We start from the raw sequence: 16,713 nt of genomic DNA on the forward strand, positions 1-16,713 counted from the left end.
GCTTACATCAGCGAGTGAGGTGGATTTGGACGAATAACGCCGAGTACGTTACGTGTGTCACAAGATGACGTGGCCAGCATAACGGCTTGGCACAACATATTGTGGTTTTTTTGCAATTTGGCGGGTTTTTGTGATTGACACCTACCTTACACCCCGATAATCTGGCCCCACAATAAGGGACCGCTGGCGGGCGAAGGGCACCCGCCGGAGCACTGAATCTCAGCGAAGACCGTGTCTGAAGGGGGCAAGGGTAGGACTTCCTATCCAGGGAGGAGTACGCATGTTGCATGTGATCAGCTACAGAGGACCGTACACGCTCACCCTTAAGGCGGTGGAGTGGCTCCGAGATGAGTCTTGGCCGGGTGTGTTCGTGCTCGGCGAGTCAAGCCGCGAGTCAGGCAGCTTCCATGTGGAATACGTCGGCAGGTCTGACACCAACCTAGCCGATCGTATCAGCGAATGGATCGGGACGCACCCGGAATTCATGTTCGCTTTCACCGAGACGCCATGGCAAGCTTTCCTGGAAGAGTGCCACATCTTCCACCACCTGCATCCCTCCGGCAACCAGTCACACCCGGTGGCATCGCTGTATCGCGGCTGGCAATGTCCTGATTGCAGCGATCGGATCTGGGCGTGAATTGCCATACGCGTCATTGGCACACGAAACCATCAAAGGTCTGGTGACGGGACGTCCGTCATGGAGGTGAATAAGACATATGGCTGTAATTCAACCTTGGCATTCGGTAAAGCAACCGGTTCATCATAACAACACGGAGTGCAACACTGGCAACAACATCGAATCCGAGAACTTTCGGAGGGGGACTGGCGGCAAACCGCTGTGCCAAGAGTGCGCACGTCTGCGTAGGGTAGTCCGTTAGACCCGTTGCCCGGCGGGGCCCGCTGGGAATTCAGTTTCTTCCCAACAAGGCCCCGCGGGCGAATTATGACCTTTGGTGCTTCAAGGTAAATGTACTCACTATTCGCGAGCGCGCAAGAGGTCACTCCCCGGCCAGGGCTAGCGTACGACCAAAAGTGGAAGGTTGAAGTGGTGCGGTGAACCGCTGGCCGTTTTGTCCCGAGCTCGGTCGGGGAAACTGAGAATCAAATGTCAAAGCACGCCCTGCGGAGTCGTAAGCACTGCTACCTTGCCGTTAAGACTCTTGAACCACGCTTCGAAATCCTCTGGCGCAATCCCGGTGAACGACAACACGTTGTGATAGTTCGTAGGCAATGGACACGTCTGCATGTGATAACGGTAACAACTGGATGTGTTTGGAAACCATTAAACCACAATATATTGTGATTTTTGTGGGCCATGTGAACGAAATCTGATTGACAGATATATCCACCATGGATAATGTGGCTACAGAACGTTGACTCGGAGTTCATGGGAGAGTCCGAGCCGAAGCGAATCAGTAAAGAGCGAGGGTCGGGACCGCATCGCGGTCCCTATCGTGATAATTCGATAATTGGACTTACCCCGAGGCGCCGACGGCTAGGGAGAGGGCTTGGCGCGCTCAGGCAGGGTTGATGTGCCTTTCCCTGAGGACTTTCCGGGGTGAATTCAGACCGTTAAAAGGCGCAAGGGGCTCGTTGGGGTGCGCCTAATTCAACAGAATTAAAACTAGAGTAAGTAAATGTCTCGTCTTTTGGGCGGGACGGGGAGCGTATCTCTGTTGTAGATACGTCGGAGGGTCAGATGTTCGAGCAAACACCGATGCTGGCCGAAAACGCCGTACGGGTGCTGGAGCGCCGCTATCTCATCAAGGATGGGGATGGCCGCATTGTCGAGACGCCGACCGAGCTGTTCTGGCGTGTCGCCAATGCGATTGCCGCTGCCGACGCCAATTACGGCGCCAGTGAGGCGGAAGTGAAACGGACCGCCGAGCGATTCTACCGGGCGATGGCCGCCTGCGAGTTCATGCCGAACTCGCCGACGCTGATGAATGCCGGGCGTCCGTTGGGGCAGTTGTCGGCCTGTTTTGTGTTGCCGGTCGGCGACTCGATGGAAGAAATCTTCGAATCGATCAAGAACGCCGCGCTGATCCACAAGTCCGGCGGCGGGACCGGGTTTGCCTTCTCGCGGTTGCGTCCGCGCAACTCCGTGGTGGCCTCAACCTCCGGTGTCGCCTCCGGGCCGGTGTCGTTCATGAAGGTGTTCAACGCCGCCACCGAGGCGGTCAAGCAGGGCGGGACACGCCGCGGCGCCAACATGGGCATTCTGCGTGTCGACCATCCCGACATCGAGGAGTTCATCGCCTGCAAAGACGACCTGACGCAAGTGACGAACTTCAACATCTCGGTGGCGGTCACCGACGAGTTCATGGAGGCGGTCGAGCGCGGGGTCCCCTACAACCTCTATGACCCGCGCACCCGTCGGCCCTACATCAAGGACGGCCAGCCGGTGACGCTCGATGCGCGCAAGGTGTTCAACTCGATTGTCGAGCACGCCTGGCGCACCGGCGAGCCGGGGGTGGTGTTCATCGACCGGATGAACCAGGGCAACCCGACCCATCGCATCGAGGAGATCGAGGCGACCAATCCCTGCGGCGAGCAGCCGTTGCCGCCCTATGACTCCTGCAACCTGGCCTCGATCAATCTGGGCAGAGTGGTGAAGGATGAGCTGCCGCACACCTATGACCGGCGCCGTCCGGCCGAAGGCATCGATTGGGACAAGCTGACCCAATTGGTGCACATGGGCGTGCATTTCCTCGATAACGTGATTGATGCCAACAAGTACCCGATTCCGGAGATTGCCGAGCAGACCCGTCGCAACCGCCGCATCGGGCTGGGGGTCATGGGCTGGGCCGATATGCTGGCCCGGCTTGGTGTGCGCTACGACTCCGAAGAAGCCTTCGAGCTGGGCGACAAGGTGATGGCGCACGTGCAGTCCGAGGCGCGTCTGCATTCCTCGGATCTGGCGGCCACCCGCGGCAAGTTCCCGAACTGGGAGGGATCGATCTACGCCGACGAGGGGATTGCGATGCGCAACTGCACCGTGACCACGGTGGCGCCGACGGGGACGATTTCGATCATCGCCGGCTGCTCCTCGGGGATCGAGCCGTTCTATGCGATCTCGTTTGTGCGCAACGTGATGGAGGGCACGCGCCTGGTCGATGTCAACCCGCTGTTCGAGCAGGTGGCCAAGGAGCGCGGGTTCTACTCGCAGGAGTTGATGGAGCGGATCGCCAATGCCAATTCGATCCGCGACTTCGACGAGATTCCCGAGGATGTGAAGGATGTGTTCGTGACCGCGGCCGACATCGCGCCCGAGTCGCACATCCGCATGCAGGCGGTCTTCCAGAAGCACTGCGATTCGGCGGTGTCGAAGACGATCAACATGCCGCAGAATGCGACGCGCGACGATGTGCAGACGGCGTACTGGCAGGCGTTCCGTTCGCGCTGCAAGGGCGTGACCATCTACCGCGATGGATCCCGTCCGGGGCAGGTGCTGTCCACCGGCGCTACGCCCGAAAAGGCGCGCACGACCGAGCAGGTGGGGGCATTCACATCGAAAAAGGAGTTGAGCGAGGTGGAGCAGATGAAGGGCCTGCTTGGTCCCGAACCGTGCGATATCCAGTCGGTGCCGCCGGCGGTGTCCACCGAAACGGCGAAGCCGGCCGCCGCGCCGCGCGCGACGCAGGGCGCCAGTTACCCCGAGCCCGAAGACCGTCCCGAAACGCTCACCGGGTTCACCGAGAAGATCAAGACCGGGTACGGGAACCTCTACATTACCGTCAACATGCACAACGGCCGTCCGTTTGAGGTCTTTGCCTCGATCGGCAAGTCGGGGTATTCGACCATGGCCGACACCGAGGCGATCTGCCGGCTGATTTCCCTGGCGCTGCGGTCGGGGATTCCGCTCCTGCAAATTGTGCGCCAATTGCAGGGAATTGGCGGCTCGCAGCCGGTTTTTGAGCGCCGCGGACTCGTTTTTTCCATTCCGGATGCCATTGCCAAGGTGTTGTCGGACCATTTCGTCCACTCCGGTGGCAAGAAAGGCAACGGCCGCGGCGACACGCGCGACATTTCCAAGGAACATTGTCCGGATTGCGGCGGGATGCTGGAGCACGAAGAAGGTTGCGTCCTGTGCCGCGGTTGCGGATATTCCCAGTGCTAGAACGACTGCGACCACTGGGCCGACCGTCCGTGGACAGTCAATTTCCAAACCCCCCGCGCTCCCCCCGCGGGGGTTTTGGTTTTAGGCACACGCGCCGGACAAAGAGCGTAGAGTCCGAGCATCGTCGAAGCGGCCCTTGAGCTGTGTCCTGTCGTGCGTTCGGGGCAGTGACTGAAGCGTAGTGCTCCTGCGCGAGGAGAGCAGGCCCGGCAGAAGCCTCGCCCTCCCGCTCATTGCGCTGGACATCGCAGCTCAGGCTGACCGCGCCGCGCGGGAGAAAGCAGATTCCTCTCCGCCTGAGGCGGATCGGAGTGACCATGTAGTGGCGAGGGTTCAGGTGTCCTGCGAAGGGGATGGTCGTGTGCGATGATGCGATTGACCGGCGCCGTCCGAACTCACCGCTTTATTCCGCCCACGACATCGCGGATGTCGATCACACCGTCGCGGTTGATATCCCAATCCGGGTCGGGCCTGGTTGACGACTTGCCATAGAGCCATTCGATCATGGCGCGATTGGTCGTGGCCGGCGGCGTCCAGTAGTTGGTCGTGTCGATGCCCAGATCGACGATCGCCTGTGTCAGCGCGCGCCAGGCCTGCTCGCGTTTCATCAGCGAGAGGGGGAAGTTGAACATGACGGTGGCGGTAGAATCGGTGATGCGTTCGACGGCGACGGGTTTGCCGTGCAAGTTGGAGGGTTCGTAAGCGGATTCATACGTGTAGAGAACCTGCGTGTGTTCGTCCAATGATCCCAGGGCGCCGATGTACGGGATGTACCCGGCGGCGAAGATCGTGTCCACTTGATCGGCCAGCTGCCGGAGATACGGCATGTCCCAGCCGGCCGTGCTGTCTGCCTCCACCGACTCATAGCGCGCGTCCACGGATTGCGCGCCCAAAAATTCCCCGCGAAGCCATTGCGTACCCCTTACTGACTTCTCGTAGAACACCGCGTCGACACCACAGAATTCTCTCACGATGAATGCTGGACTGTAACATCCGCAGTACCAGAAGTAGTTACCGTGATTTCGTGTTGCGAAGACGGCTCGGCCTCCGCTTGCCAGATACTTCCTGATCCCGTAAAAGGGCATGAACACTGTGCGCAACGGACTCCTTGAACGGGGATCCTCGTCAACCAAGACAATGCACTGGTAACGAGCCAGGTACTGAATCGACACGAGCGAATCCCATCGCTGCAAATCGTCGTCGACGATGGTGCTGGTATCGAATCCCATTTGCGCGGCCCAGTTGCCGTAGAACTCGAGCTGACGTTCGGGATTGTACAGGGACGCGGTTTCCTGTTTGTCGAGAAAGATGATCAAGCCGCGGCGGTCCTTTGTCATCGCGGTGACGGAAACGGCCGGCGATGGCGGTCCTTCAAGGCCGAGACTGTTCTCCACGGACGCGCGGTAGGAATACCTGGTGCCGATTGCGATGTCGCCGTCGATGTAGGCGTTGGGAAGCAGGGAGAGATGTCCGCGCCGCGGTTGCCCTGCCGCCGTTGCGCCATCGGTCGCACTCAACGCAATGCGTGCCAGGAGGTGAAAGTCATCTTCGTATTCGGACTTGCGATACAGATTGACGAACCGCAGAGGTGGGAGCGGCGCGGGTGGCGGGGTCACGCTGATTCTGACGGCGACCACGTTACGGACTGACTCGCACGTCAGTTCGGGAACGGTCACCGGGCGCCCGACGATGATGGTGTCGGGGTGTGACAATGGCCCCTGGGTCAGATTCCAATCCAGCGAGGCGACGGCAAACTCATACGCCCGTCCGACTTGCAGGCCGGACGCGGTGCTCGCGCGGCGATTCTGGTCGGACTCGGCGACACACTGCCACGATGCCTCTCCCAGCGGACGGGCAAAGAGGCGATAACCACGCACATGATAGAAAGGTGCTGGTGTCCACTCGCAACGAACGGCATCGCCTGCGTCCGGTGCGGTGGAGATGAATGCGGGCGCCGCGGCATACAGGTCAAACTGGCCGGCCCAGGCGGCGCGCGCCATTTCCACATTGCGGATCAGGTCGGAAAAGTCGAATTGGCTGTTCAGATTCCCCGGATGCTGCGGATCGAAGAGCCGGGCGAAGTCCGCGGGGTGGACATGCACGGAGTCACCCGCGGCCACGGCAATCACAATGCGAATCGAGTCGCCGGGTTCCATGTCCGGGAAGCCGAACGACAGGAGGATGCGGGTATCAAGTCCGTTGGCGAGATTTTCGGCCGCCGGTCCCAGGCGAGGTTTCCTCCATCCCTCGCCCGACATATCGACCGCCGACCAGAGCTGATCGTAGTCCTTTTCATGATTGGCCATCGTCCAGTAAACCTGCCGCGGACCGCCGGGGAAGTACGGCAAGGAACTGTTGTAGGAGGGATAATCGGGTGAAGGACGCATCGGCGCCCACGTCAACTGACCGAAATCGGTGGCCCACCAATTGAACGATGTGTCGTGCGGGAGCGGGTCGGCGAAGACCGGGGCAATTCCCATCGCGCCGACGCTCGAGGTGGGCACCCAGACGGTGTCGCCGTGCGGGTCACCATCGTTGTCGAGGGCATAGGCAATCGTGTGCGAGGGAATGAACCCGGCAATATCATCCTTGGGGCCATCCTCTCTCAGGTGGCCGGCGCGCGTGTTGGCGATGTCGGCGTCATCGAAGAAACCCACATAGGGTCGCCGGATGGTTTGGCCGGACCGGTTGCGGATCAGGTAGTCGATGAGGATGAAGCGGTCATACGGCGGGCTGGCAAAAGCATGAGACGTTTGTCGGACCTCGATGCCCGGCGCGCGATCCCATGCTCCGAGGCGATACGATGCAATGGCGGTGTCGTAGTAGACACAGGTAAAGCGCTGGTGACCCCGGAGGGAGTCGACGTGCCGCTCAATTCGCCGGCGTCCATAGAAGTCGCGCAGGGTGGAGCTGCCCGATGATGCCGCCATGCTGGCCAGCGTGTCGACGCCGCTCAGGCCCGCAAACCACAGCCCGCCGAGAAAGCTGTACATGCAATCCGATCTGGCCGGGAATTCAAATGACGCATCCCCGCCATCAGTCGTCTGCAGGTCCTCATCTGGCCCGGGCGCCGAGCCCTCACCCCATCCGCCGAGGGAACCATCATTCCCAACCTTAACGCGGACATTGCCGAAGTCGTGCAGGATTCGCTGACGGAAGAACTGCGCGGATGAGTTTTCCGCAAGCGCGGACAGCGGACCGGCGGGCGGTGACGCGGCTTGAGCCGGGATCCCGGCAATGAGTACAAAAACGGCAACCGTTGTGAGGACGGCCCGTGGCATGGTCCTGGTTCTCAGTGCAATTACCCGCCAGCCCACCCCGTATTCCAGCCAAAATCAAGTGCGCCACCCCATCCTCCGCCGTGGAAGCGGCTCTTGAGCCGCGTCCGCACATCAGGAGCAGGCGCTCCGCCGCAGCGGACCGCCCTCCCACTCGTCGCGCTGGATATCGACGGCCCGGCCACCGCGCCGCGCGGGAGAAAAGCAGATTCCTCTTTGCCGGCGACGGATCGGAATGACCATGTGCGCATGGATCGCCTTGTCCTGCCGGCGTCGGGCGGGCTTTGCCCGCCGGTTCTGTGAGGAATAGAAATCCCAATGACCCACTCGCTTCTGGCGAATGGGTCATTGGGATGACGATGAACAGGATTAGATAAACAGCGGGGCGAGCACGAGCGTGATCGTGGAGAGCAACTTGATCAGCACGTGGATCGAGGGGCCGGCGGTGTCCTTGAAAGGATCGCCGACGGTGTCGCCGACCACGCCGGCCTTGTGGGCGTCAGAGCCCTTGCCGCCGTACATGCCGGTCTCGATGAACTTCTTGGCGTTGTCCCAGGCGCCGCCGCCGTTGTTGAGCATCGTGGCCATCAAGATGCCGCCGATCGTGCCGACCATCAGCAGGGCCGCCACCGCCTCAGCCGCGATCAGTCGATCTTCCGGAGTAATGAACATGCGGAAAATAAGGCCCACGGCGATCGGCATGCCGACCGCGAGAATGCCCGGCAGTACCATTTGCTTGAGCGCGCCGCGGGTGACGATGTCCACGCAACGGCCATAATCCGGTTTCTCTGTGCCCTTCAGAATGCCCGGCTTCTCCTTGAACTGCTGACGGACATCGTTGATGACGTAGTAGGCCGCCTTGCCCACGGCGCGGATCGCCAGTGCCGAGAAGAGGAAGACCAGCATCGCGCCCAACAGCGCGCCGACAAAGACCGCGGGCTTGGCGATGTCGATGGCTTTAAACAATTCGTGGTCGCCGATGTAGTTGCGGATTTCATCCATGTAGGCGGTGAACAGCAGGAAGGCCGCCAGCGCCGCCGAGCCGATGGCATACCCCTTGGTCAAGGCCTTGGTGGTGTTGCCGACGGCGTCGAGACGGTCGGTCTTGCGGCGGATTTCCTCCGGCTGGTGGCTCATCTCAATGATGCCGCCGGCGTTGTCGGTGATCGGGCCGAAGGTGTCCATCGCCAGGATGTAGGCAGCGGTGGCCAGCATGCCCATGGTCGCCACCGCGGTGCCGAAGAAGCCGCCGCCGGGCAGCGCCGCCTCGCCGAGGAAGTAGGAGGCCAGAATCGCGATCGAAATCGTGAGCACCGGCAGCGCGGTGCATTCCAGCGCCACCGCCATGCCGGTGATGATGTTGGTCGCCGGGCCGGTCTGGCAGGCCTCGGCGATCTCCTTCACCGGACGGTACTTGTATTCGGTGTAGTATTGCGTGATCCAGACAAACGCCACCGAGGTGAGCACGCCGATCAACCCGGAGGCGAAGAAGAACATCCAGGCGTTCGGCGCCGCGTCGATGTGCAACAGCCAGCGGGTCGAAATGCCAAAGCCGATCATGGCCAGCACCACCGCGATCATGTAGCCGCGGTTGAGCGCCTTCATCGGGTCTTCCTGCTCGTTGGTCTTGACCATCATGATGCCGATGATCGAGGCGATAATACCGAAGGCGCGGGCGATCAGGGGAAAGAGCATGACACCGATCGACCCGGCGGCGAAGGCGAGCCCCTGCTTTTCGGCGGCCATCGCGATCCCAGCGCCGAGGATCATCGCGCCGATGTTTTCGGCGGCGGTGGATTCGAAGAGGTCGGCGCCACGCCCGGCGCAGTCGCCGACGTTGTCGCCGACCAGATCGGCGACCACCGCGGGATTGCGCGGGTCATCTTCGGGAATGCCGGCTTCGACTTTACCCACCAGATCGGCGCCGACGTCGGCGGCCTTGGTGTAGATACCGCCGCCCAACTGGGCAAAGAGCGCGACGAACGAGGCGCCGAAGCCATAGCCGACGATCAGAAGCGGGATGCTGGTCAGCTTGACGTCGGTGGTGGCGGCCACCAGCCAGTAGAGACCGCCGACACCCAGAAGACTCATCGCCACCACCAGCAGCCCGGAGACCGCGCCGCCGCGCAGGGCGATACGGAGCGCATCATTGAGCGAACGGGTGGAGGCGGAGGCGGTGCGGATGTTGGAGCGGATGGAAATCCACATGCCGATGAAACCGGCGATGCCGGAGCAGAGAGCGCCGAGCACAAAGGAGAGCGTGATCCACCAGGCCATGGCCAATCGTGAACCGACCGGATCGAAGTCATGATGGCCACGCACAAACCCGTAGAGCACAAAAATGACCGCGGCCAGCACAATGGAGAGTTTCGCGATGGTCCCATACTGGCGGCGCATGAACGCCTCGGCGCCCTCCCTGATGGCGTCCGAGATTGCGCGCATCGCCGGCGTCCCGGTGTCGAAACTCAGCACATGCTTCGCCAGCCAGATGACGAAGAGCAGACTCGCCACGCTGATGCCGACGATGATGGCCATGTAGCCGTTAATGTCCATGCTGACATCCCCTTATGCGGTTTGAGGTTAACCGTTGACCCTGACTGAAAACCCGCCGGACGTTTCAGGTGCGCAAACTTGGCGCGCTTGTGATCCAACCGTCAGGCGGGGCGGCGAAGATACATCTGCGCTATGCCCATGTCAAATCCGGATTTGCGGGCCCGAATCGGGCCAGAAAAAACCCCCGCCGGCGATCGGCGGGGGTTTTCGGAGCACGGAATGTCCTATGGATTACTGCTTTTCCTTGGGGACCACCGCTTCGACCTCGAGGACCAGATCGACCTCGTTGCTGACCACCAGTCCTCCGGCATCGAGGGTCTTGTTCCAGGCGACGCCGAAGTCCTGACGGTTGATCCTGCCTGAGGCGGTGAAGCCAAGGCGTTTGCCCATCATCGGGTCTTCCATCGCGCCGACCAACTCGACATTGAGCGTGACCGGCTTGGTCACACCGCGCATGGTCAGATCGCCGGTGACCTCAAACGATTTCTCGTTCTTGGGAGTGATCGATGTGGACTTAAACGTCAGGGTCGGAAACGAATCGACCGCGAAGAAATCGGGGCTTTTGAGGTGCTTGTCGCGGCTCTCGGCCTTGGTGTCGATGCTGGCGGCCTGAACGGTAACCTCGACCATCGATTTGGCGGGATTGGCCGGGTCGTAATTGATGGTGCCGTTGAAGTCGGAAAAATTGCCCTTCACCCGGCTGAGGCCGAAGTGTGTCACGGCAAAGCCGATGTACGAGTGCGCGCGGTCAAAGACATAGTTCTCGGCCTGGACGGAGACCGCCATGCCCGTGACCATCACAGCGATCAGAGCCAAACGTTTCAGCATCGATCCTCCTGCGATGCCGCGTGGTTTTTCTCGGAGGCGCGCGCGGCTCGCGCCCCGGTTGTTGGTACCGTGATGTCAGTCAGATGGATTCAACCGATTGTTCCGGCTTGTCTCGAATTCCTCGCGCGAAAAGACCGGCAGCGGGGCCATCTCCTCACCGAAGGTGATCTTACGCGCCACCTGCGCCAGGTGCGCGGCGGTCATCAGATAGGCCCAGGTCGGGACCAGGAGGTTGCCGCAGCCGCGCACATGCACGGTCTTATCGCGGTACTGCTCCCAGTCATGCCGCGCGAAGGCCGCGCGCACGCTCTGCTCGCGCAGGATGCCGCCCTCGGCGAATGATTCGAGATCAAAGTGTGGCATTGCGCTCCATCAGGCAGAGAAGGACGTGCCGCAACCGCAGGATTTCGCGGCGTTGGGGTTGCTGAACTTGAAGCCGCCCCCCACCAATGCGGTCACATAGTCGATCGTGGTGCCACGCAGATACAGCGCGCTTTTCAGATCCACGACCACCGGCACACCCTTCACATCAATGACCTTGTCGAATTTCCCCAGCTGATCGTCGAAGGCCAGCTGGTACATCAACCCCGAACAACCGCCCCCCTGCACACCGACCCGCAGGTAATGTCCCTGCATCCCCGCCTCCTGCAGACGGCGCTTCACCTCCGTCACGGCGGTTTCGGTCAGATCGATAATTGGCAGATCCTGGCTGGCAATCGGCAATTCGTGGGCAGCGCTCTGTGGTGTTTCGCTCATAACATTGTCCCCAGCTTGGAGTTAGTGCGTCCAGTTCCGGGTGGCGAATATAACCAAAAATCAACTCGATTGTTCCAGCAATCAATGGAGCGGGGCCGGTGCCGGGGGACGCTTTGGGGACAAAGCCCTAAGGCGTTCAACGACTTCGACGATGCGGTCGATCACGTACTCGACCTCCTCAGCCGTGGTGGAACGTCCCAATCCAAAACGGATCGAGCCCTGCGCCAATTCATCGGGCAGACCAATCGCCTTGAGCACATGCGAGGGTTCCACCTCGGCCGAACTGCAGGCCGAGCCGGATGAGAGCGCCACATCCTTGATCGCGGTCAGCACCGCCTCGGCATCGACGCGCTCGAAGGCGAGATTGAGATTGTTGGGCAAACGCGACTCCAGCGATCCATTGACGCGCACACCGTCGAGCCGCTCCAGCAGCGCGCGCATCAGCCGGTCGCGCAGTCCGGCCTGACGCGCCATCTCGCTGTCACGTTCGGCCGTGACCAATTCGATCGCGCGCGCAAAACCGACAATCAGCGGCACCGGCAGTGTCCCGGAGCGCAGCCCCTGCTCGTGGCCGCCGCCGTCAAGCAACGGCGCCAGTTTAACCCGCGGCTTATATCGGCGGACATAGAGCGCGCCGATGCCCTTGGGACCATAAATCTTGTGCGCCGACAACGAGAGCAGGTCGACGGCGTCCTCCTGCACATCGAGCGGGATTTTTCCGCAGGCCTGCGACGCATCGGTATGAAAGTAGACACCGCGTTCGCGGCAGATATGGCCGATTTCCCGGATCGGCTGGATCGTGCCGACTTCGTTGTTGGCGGCCATCACCGAGACCAGCAACGTCCGATCAGTGATGGCATCGCGGATGCTCTGCGGATCGACCATCCCCGCGGCATCGACCGGAATCACCGTGAGTCGAATGCCCTGCTGTTCGAGACGTCGTGCCGTGTCGAGGACGGCGTTGTGCTCGATGGCCGAGACAATCAAATGATCGCGATTGCCGGTCTGGGCGGCGAAGGCGCCCTTGAGGGCCAAGTTGTCCGATTCGGTGGCGCCGGAGGTAAAGATGATCTCTTTGGGCTCGGCGCCGAGGGCGGCGGCGATGGTCGCGCGCGCCTTCTCGACCGCCTCCTGCGCTTCCCAGCCAAAGGCGTGCGTGACTGAGGCGGCGTTGCCGAAACGCTCGGAGAAATACGGGAGCATCGCCTCCAGCACCCGCGGATCGACCGGGGTGGTGGCATGGTGATCCATGTAGATGGGCAGAGTCACGCTCATGGGCCGCTTACCAAGTTAACCACACAAAAGAAGTTACGTTAGTGATCTTCGTCAGTTTGCCGCCGGGACGCCAAACGGGCTTGATCGGCGGGAAATCGCAGGTTAACCTATGCTCAAGAGCTCCCCGGCCCGTCCGTCCGGTGTACGACACAAGAAGGAGAACGGCCATGACCGCTGTCGGTTCGATCATTGCACAGGGCATTCCACTGAAGTGGATTCCGGTGAGCGCAAGCGTGTTGGATGCGGTCAAGATCATGGTTGGGCACGATGTCGGCGCGCTGCCGGTCCTCGATGAGGACCGTCTGGTCGGCGTCTTCTCCGAGCGCGATCTGATGAAACGCGTCATCGTCAAGGGGCTGGACCCCTCGCGCACCCGCGTCGCCGATGTAATGAGCCGCGACATCTACGCGACCGATGTCACCGATGATCATTCCGTGGCGATGCGGATCATGTCGGAGCAGCGGGTACGGCATCTGCCGGTCCTGGACCGGGGACGTCTGGCGGGGTTCCTGTCGATGCGCGATCTGATGCGGGCCGAGCTGGAAGGCAAGGAGTTCGAGATCAAGTCGCTGACCGACTACATCTACTACGTTCCGCCCACGCCGGAGTAATCGTCCGCTCCCTGCCAGGTTGCTGAGGAAGTCAGCTCCGACGCGAGAATCGGTCAATGTCATGCTGAGCGAGGCGAAGCATAGGCTGTTTTCACCTCTGTGCCAGAAAAGCAGACCCTTCGCTCCGCTCAGGGTGACAATGCGAGATTCCGGGTCTTTCAGCAACCTGCTGGTCTACTAACCGAAGCGAAGGGGCGCGGTTGGCCGCGCTCCTTGATGTTTTCGCCTTGCCTATCCCGCCGCGGGTGGCGCGGCCGCGGCACCCTTGTCGCCGCCTCCGCCGCTGCGACGGCGTCGGAAGAATCGTCGGCGATTGCGGCGGCGCTGTTGTTGCTGCTCCCTGGCGGCGTCATCGGCGACGGGTTTCGCCTCGCCGGCTTGCGCCGCGGGCTGCGGCTGCTTCGACGGCTTGGGTTGCTGGGCTTGCTGCTGCGGTTGCGCTTGTCCCGAACGGCCGCCGCGTCCGCGTCGCCGCCGGCGATCGCCGCGTCCGGCGCCCTCCTGGGGCGTGGCCTGTTGCTGCGGCTGCTGTTGCGGCTGCCGCGGCTGCTGCCCCTGACGGCGCTCGCCGCCGCGGCTTTCGGGTTGCGCAGATGGGCGTTGCTGTCCCGAACGTCCCGCCGGCTGTTTTTCCGCCTGCGGAACTTTCTCGCCGGCGTCCTTCAGGTAGGCGGTGAGAAACTCGGAAGAGAGGCCGGGGAGGCGGAGCTTCATGTCTTCCAGGAGCGCCTCGAAGCCGTCAGGTTCAAACGAGCGGATGTACTGCCGCACCGAGCCGTAAATCTGCCGCACCCGCCACAGCGATTCGGCCCAGGCGATGATCGACTCGGCCTTGTCGGCCATGCGGGCGTTGAAGTCGCCGCCCACCGCGGCGATGGCGTCGCGCACATCCGCGGGGTTGTAGGTGGACAGACGCAGCAGATTCATGCCGGCCAGCGCCTGCACCGCGCGCGGCCAGACCTCATCGAATTCGGGGATGTCGCCGCCGGTGCGCAGGACTTTCAGGAGCAGCAGCTCGAAGTACGCCTGATCGGCCCGCGGCTTTTCGCCGGGGACATAGTGCCGGAACGGCGACTCTTCCGGCTCGGCCACCGCAACATCGCCGGTCTTGGCGGTCTTCTGACCCTGTTGTTGGACCTTTGCCATGGGGACCAATATCGCCCGTTTTGGACCGACAATCAACAGAGGAGAGGGGGGCGGGGAATGTGATGATAGATCAACCAAAGATCGGTAGCCAAGAAGAGAGCTTGCACCGCTATTGATCTAATCGATGTGTACAGGTAGATTGCTTGACATGGCAAAAGAGAATCTTTCCCGGTCCCAGGAACTGGCCGCCAAAGTTGCCCATGCGGCTCTTCGGATCCTGAAGGAAAAGGGTGGTCAAGCATCAGCACGAGATGTCATTGCGGAGATCGAACGAACCATGGACTTCGACCCATGGGCCAAAGAAGTTTACGAGAAATCTGGAAATGTGCGCTGGAAGTCCGTACTGCGGTTCTTCAGTATTCCCTGCATCAAGGCGGGATTCCTGATTAAGAAGAAAGGGGTGTGGTACATAACACCCGAAGGCGAAAAGGCCTTGGATTTGGGCCCCGCTGGATTGCTCGAAGCCGCCCGAAAGGCATATCGGAACTGGCGACAGGAGAATCAGCCGCTCGACGAAGACGAATCCACGGCGGGTGGCGATGTCGAGCAGGAAGCCACAATACATGAGATCGAGCAATTGGCCATCGAGGGACTGAAGAAGCAGATCTCTCTGAAGAATCCCTATGAATTCCAGGAATTGGTGGCAGGGCTTTTGCGTGGGATGGGGTACTACACTCCATTTGTCGCACCGCAGGGCAAAGATGGCGGTATCGATGTAATCGCCTATCGCGATCCCTTGGGATCCGCATCTCCGCGAATCAAGGTTCAAATCAAGCATCGCGAATCACCGGCATCTGTTCAGGAAGTGCGGCAATTGATGGGCCTCCTTCAGAAAGACGGAGACGTTGGGATGTTTGTATCATCGGGAGGATTCACTCCCGATGCCAAGTTTACAGCACGCGGGGCCCTCGTCCATGTCGAGTTGATTGACCTTGACCGCTTCATTGCGCTATGGCAGGAGTTTTATCCCAAAATGACAGACGAAGACAGATCGCTCTTGCCGCTCGTCCCAATCTACTTCTACGCGCCACCGGTTTGAGTGCGCAAGTCAATTCATTGTGTGCTTCAGCGCCGTCGCGTTGTGGATCTTTGCTACAATATGTCCGTCCACACCGGCGGAGCGACCCTCGGCCGTTCGGAAGTGCAGCCGGTGGAGATGCTGTCCGCTTCGCCAATATCGCCGGTGATGAGCACCCTGTCGAAGCGACGGGCGGCGACACTCTCCAGGAAGGCGCGGACATCGGGTCCCTGCAGGAAACTCAGGTGAATGTCGGTCAGCCAGCCGATGCGGGGGGATGATGTGTCCACATGCGGCTCGGGCGGCGGGCCGTTATGATTTCAGCCGCGCGACAAAGAACACGTAGGGGTAGTAGTCGGCGTATCTGCGGTGCATGTCCGCCTCGGCGGCGAGGTTGTCCAGCGCGCGCTGCGCCTCGCTGTCGCCGGCGTAGCGGCGGCGGCGTTCGGCGATCAATGCTTCCATCGGGGTGTAGAAATCGTCCCACCAGGCGCTGGCCGGCAGAGTGAAGCGCCCCCGCAGTTCGAACCCGGCGTCGGCGATGACCGGCAGCAACTGGTCCACCGTGCGCATGGTGTCGTATTCGGCGAAGGCCGCGCGCACCTCCTCCGGCGGATTCTCCCGGCCCCAGACCGCATCGGAGAAGGCGATGTGCCCGCGCGGACGCAGCAGTTCGCGGCCGATCCGCAGCGCGCTTTCGATCCCGATGTTGAAGAAAGCGCCTTCGGACCAGACCAGATCGAAGCTGTGCGGCGGCACATCGAGTTGAAGCATGTCGCCGACCCGCGCATCAATGCGATCGCTCAGGCCGCGATCGGCCACTGTCTGCCGCAGCCGCTCGACAAAGGGGACATGCTTGTCGATCGCGAGGATTGTGCCCTGTGTCAATTCGGCCAGGTCCAGGGTCTGCCCGCCGACACCGCAACCCAGATCGACGATGCGCGGGCGGGGCGGCAGATCGGCGCAGAGCGCCAACGCGCGGGCCGTGCAGGCGCGGCTGCCCACACCCTGACGAGGCAGCGATTCGAAAATCTCGAAGAAGATGTCCCAGAAGCGCGGTGTCTGTTCATGCATGGCGGCTCTCCCGCAGCTGTGGCGCTGCGTTCATTGCGTGTGCGACGTGCGTGA

13 protein-coding genes are annotated in these 16,713 nt (G+C 61.5%); 4 read left to right on the forward strand and 9 right to left on the reverse strand.

Features of this window, described 5'->3' with window-relative positions; genetic code table 11:
* Positions 1-280 precede the first annotated feature (280 nt).
* Both VNN55_09880 and VNN55_09885 read left to right on the forward strand, forming a co-directional pair.
* A complete protein-coding gene (locus VNN55_09880) occupies positions 281-637 on the forward strand; it encodes a hypothetical protein (protein ID HWO57864.1) in 357 nt (118 codons plus the stop codon).
* Between the two features lie 1,062 nt (positions 638-1,699).
* Positions 1,700-4,120 carry a vitamin B12-dependent ribonucleotide reductase gene (locus VNN55_09885; GenBank protein ID HWO57865.1) on the forward strand — a complete coding sequence of 807 codons (2,421 nt, stop codon included), beginning with the start codon at positions 1,700-1,702 and terminating at the stop codon, positions 4,118-4,120.
* A gap of 395 nt (positions 4,121-4,515) precedes the next feature.
* Here VNN55_09885 and VNN55_09890 read toward each other — a convergent pair whose 3' ends face one another.
* The 6 genes from VNN55_09890 to VNN55_09915 form a co-directional block, all read right to left on the reverse strand.
* The gene (locus VNN55_09890; GenBank protein HWO57866.1) at positions 4,516-7,113 is read right to left on the reverse strand and encodes a fibronectin type III domain-containing protein; all 2,598 of its coding nucleotides are present in this window, start codon (positions 7,111-7,113) and stop codon (positions 4,516-4,518) included.
* A 654-nt stretch (positions 7,114-7,767) separates the two neighbouring features.
* A complete protein-coding gene (locus VNN55_09895) occupies positions 7,768-9,945 on the reverse strand; it encodes a sodium-translocating pyrophosphatase (protein ID HWO57867.1) in 2,178 nt (725 codons plus the stop codon).
* Between the two features lie 237 nt (positions 9,946-10,182).
* Positions 10,183-10,779 carry a YceI family protein gene (locus tag VNN55_09900; GenBank protein ID HWO57868.1) on the reverse strand — a complete coding sequence of 199 codons (597 nt, stop codon included), beginning with the start codon at positions 10,777-10,779 and terminating at the stop codon, positions 10,183-10,185.
* Positions 10,780-10,854: 75 nt separating this feature from the next.
* Complete coding sequence (locus tag VNN55_09905) at positions 10,855-11,142, reverse strand: DUF2480 family protein (protein ID HWO57869.1); 288 nt, start codon at positions 11,140-11,142, stop codon at positions 10,855-10,857.
* A 9-nt stretch (positions 11,143-11,151) separates the two neighbouring features.
* Entirely contained in the window at positions 11,152-11,535 is a 384-nt protein-coding gene (locus VNN55_09910; GenBank protein HWO57870.1) for an iron-sulfur cluster assembly accessory protein, read from the reverse strand.
* Positions 11,536-11,616: 81 nt separating this feature from the next.
* A complete protein-coding gene (locus VNN55_09915) occupies positions 11,617-12,810 on the reverse strand; it encodes a cysteine desulfurase family protein (GenBank protein HWO57871.1) in 1,194 nt (397 codons plus the stop codon).
* A 167-nt stretch (positions 12,811-12,977) separates the two neighbouring features.
* On the opposite strand from VNN55_09915, the gene VNN55_09920 reads away from it, so the two are divergent.
* Positions 12,978-13,421 carry a CBS domain-containing protein gene (locus VNN55_09920; protein HWO57872.1) on the forward strand — a complete coding sequence of 148 codons (444 nt, stop codon included), beginning with the start codon at positions 12,978-12,980 and terminating at the stop codon, positions 13,419-13,421.
* Between the two features lie 231 nt (positions 13,422-13,652).
* Here the strand turns inward: VNN55_09920 and VNN55_09925 are convergent, their stop codons facing one another.
* A complete protein-coding gene (locus tag VNN55_09925) occupies positions 13,653-14,567 on the reverse strand; it encodes a hypothetical protein (protein ID HWO57873.1) in 915 nt (304 codons plus the stop codon).
* A 148-nt stretch (positions 14,568-14,715) separates the two neighbouring features.
* Here VNN55_09925 and VNN55_09930 point away from each other — a divergent pair, with 148 nt between their 5' ends.
* The gene (locus VNN55_09930) at positions 14,716-15,606 is read left to right on the forward strand and encodes a restriction endonuclease (protein HWO57874.1); all 891 of its coding nucleotides are present in this window, start codon (positions 14,716-14,718) and stop codon (positions 15,604-15,606) included.
* Between the two features lie 53 nt (positions 15,607-15,659).
* Here the strand turns inward: VNN55_09930 and VNN55_09935 are convergent, their stop codons facing one another.
* Together VNN55_09935 and VNN55_09940 are read right to left on the reverse strand one after the other, a co-directional pair.
* Positions 15,660-15,875: a hypothetical protein gene (locus VNN55_09935; GenBank protein ID HWO57875.1), complete on the reverse strand. Its 216-nt coding sequence runs from the start codon at positions 15,873-15,875 to the stop codon at positions 15,660-15,662.
* Positions 15,876-15,897: 22 nt separating this feature from the next.
* The gene (locus tag VNN55_09940; GenBank protein HWO57876.1) at positions 15,898-16,659 is read right to left on the reverse strand and encodes a class I SAM-dependent methyltransferase; all 762 of its coding nucleotides are present in this window, start codon (positions 16,657-16,659) and stop codon (positions 15,898-15,900) included.
* Positions 16,660-16,713 lie beyond the last annotated feature (54 nt).

This window comes from bacterium, assembly GCA_035559435.1.
In the GTDB taxonomy this organism is placed as follows: Bacteria; Zixibacteria; MSB-5A5; order WJJR01; family WJJR01; genus JACQFV01.

Bases quoted from the DNA above. Each gene is read 5' to 3' on its own strand.
- VNN55_09880 (HWO57864.1), top strand. From the start codon at position 281: ATGTTGCATGTGATCAGCTACAGAGGACCGTACACGCTCACCCTTAAG.
- VNN55_09885 (HWO57865.1), top strand. From the start codon at position 1,700: ATGTTCGAGCAAACACCGATGCTGGCCGAAAACGCCGTACGGGTGCTG.
- VNN55_09890 (HWO57866.1), bottom strand. From the start codon at position 7,113: ATGTACAGCTTTCTCGGCGGGCTGTGGTTTGCGGGCCTGAGCGGCGTC.
- VNN55_09900 (HWO57868.1), bottom strand. From the start codon at position 10,779: ATGCTGAAACGTTTGGCTCTGATCGCTGTGATGGTCACGGGCATGGCG.
- VNN55_09905 (HWO57869.1), bottom strand. From the start codon at position 11,142: ATGCCACACTTTGATCTCGAATCATTCGCCGAGGGCGGCATCCTGCGC.
- VNN55_09910 (HWO57870.1), bottom strand. From the start codon at position 11,535: ATGAGCGAAACACCACAGAGCGCTGCCCACGAATTGCCGATTGCCAGC.
- VNN55_09915 (HWO57871.1), bottom strand. From the start codon at position 12,810: ATGAGCGTGACTCTGCCCATCTACATGGATCACCATGCCACCACCCCG.
- VNN55_09920 (HWO57872.1), top strand. From the start codon at position 12,978: ATGACCGCTGTCGGTTCGATCATTGCACAGGGCATTCCACTGAAGTGG.
- VNN55_09925 (HWO57873.1), bottom strand. From the start codon at position 14,567: ATGGCAAAGGTCCAACAACAGGGTCAGAAGACCGCCAAGACCGGCGAT.
- VNN55_09930 (HWO57874.1), top strand. From the start codon at position 14,716: ATGGCAAAAGAGAATCTTTCCCGGTCCCAGGAACTGGCCGCCAAAGTT.
- VNN55_09940 (HWO57876.1), bottom strand. From the start codon at position 16,659: ATGCATGAACAGACACCGCGCTTCTGGGACATCTTCTTCGAGATTTTC.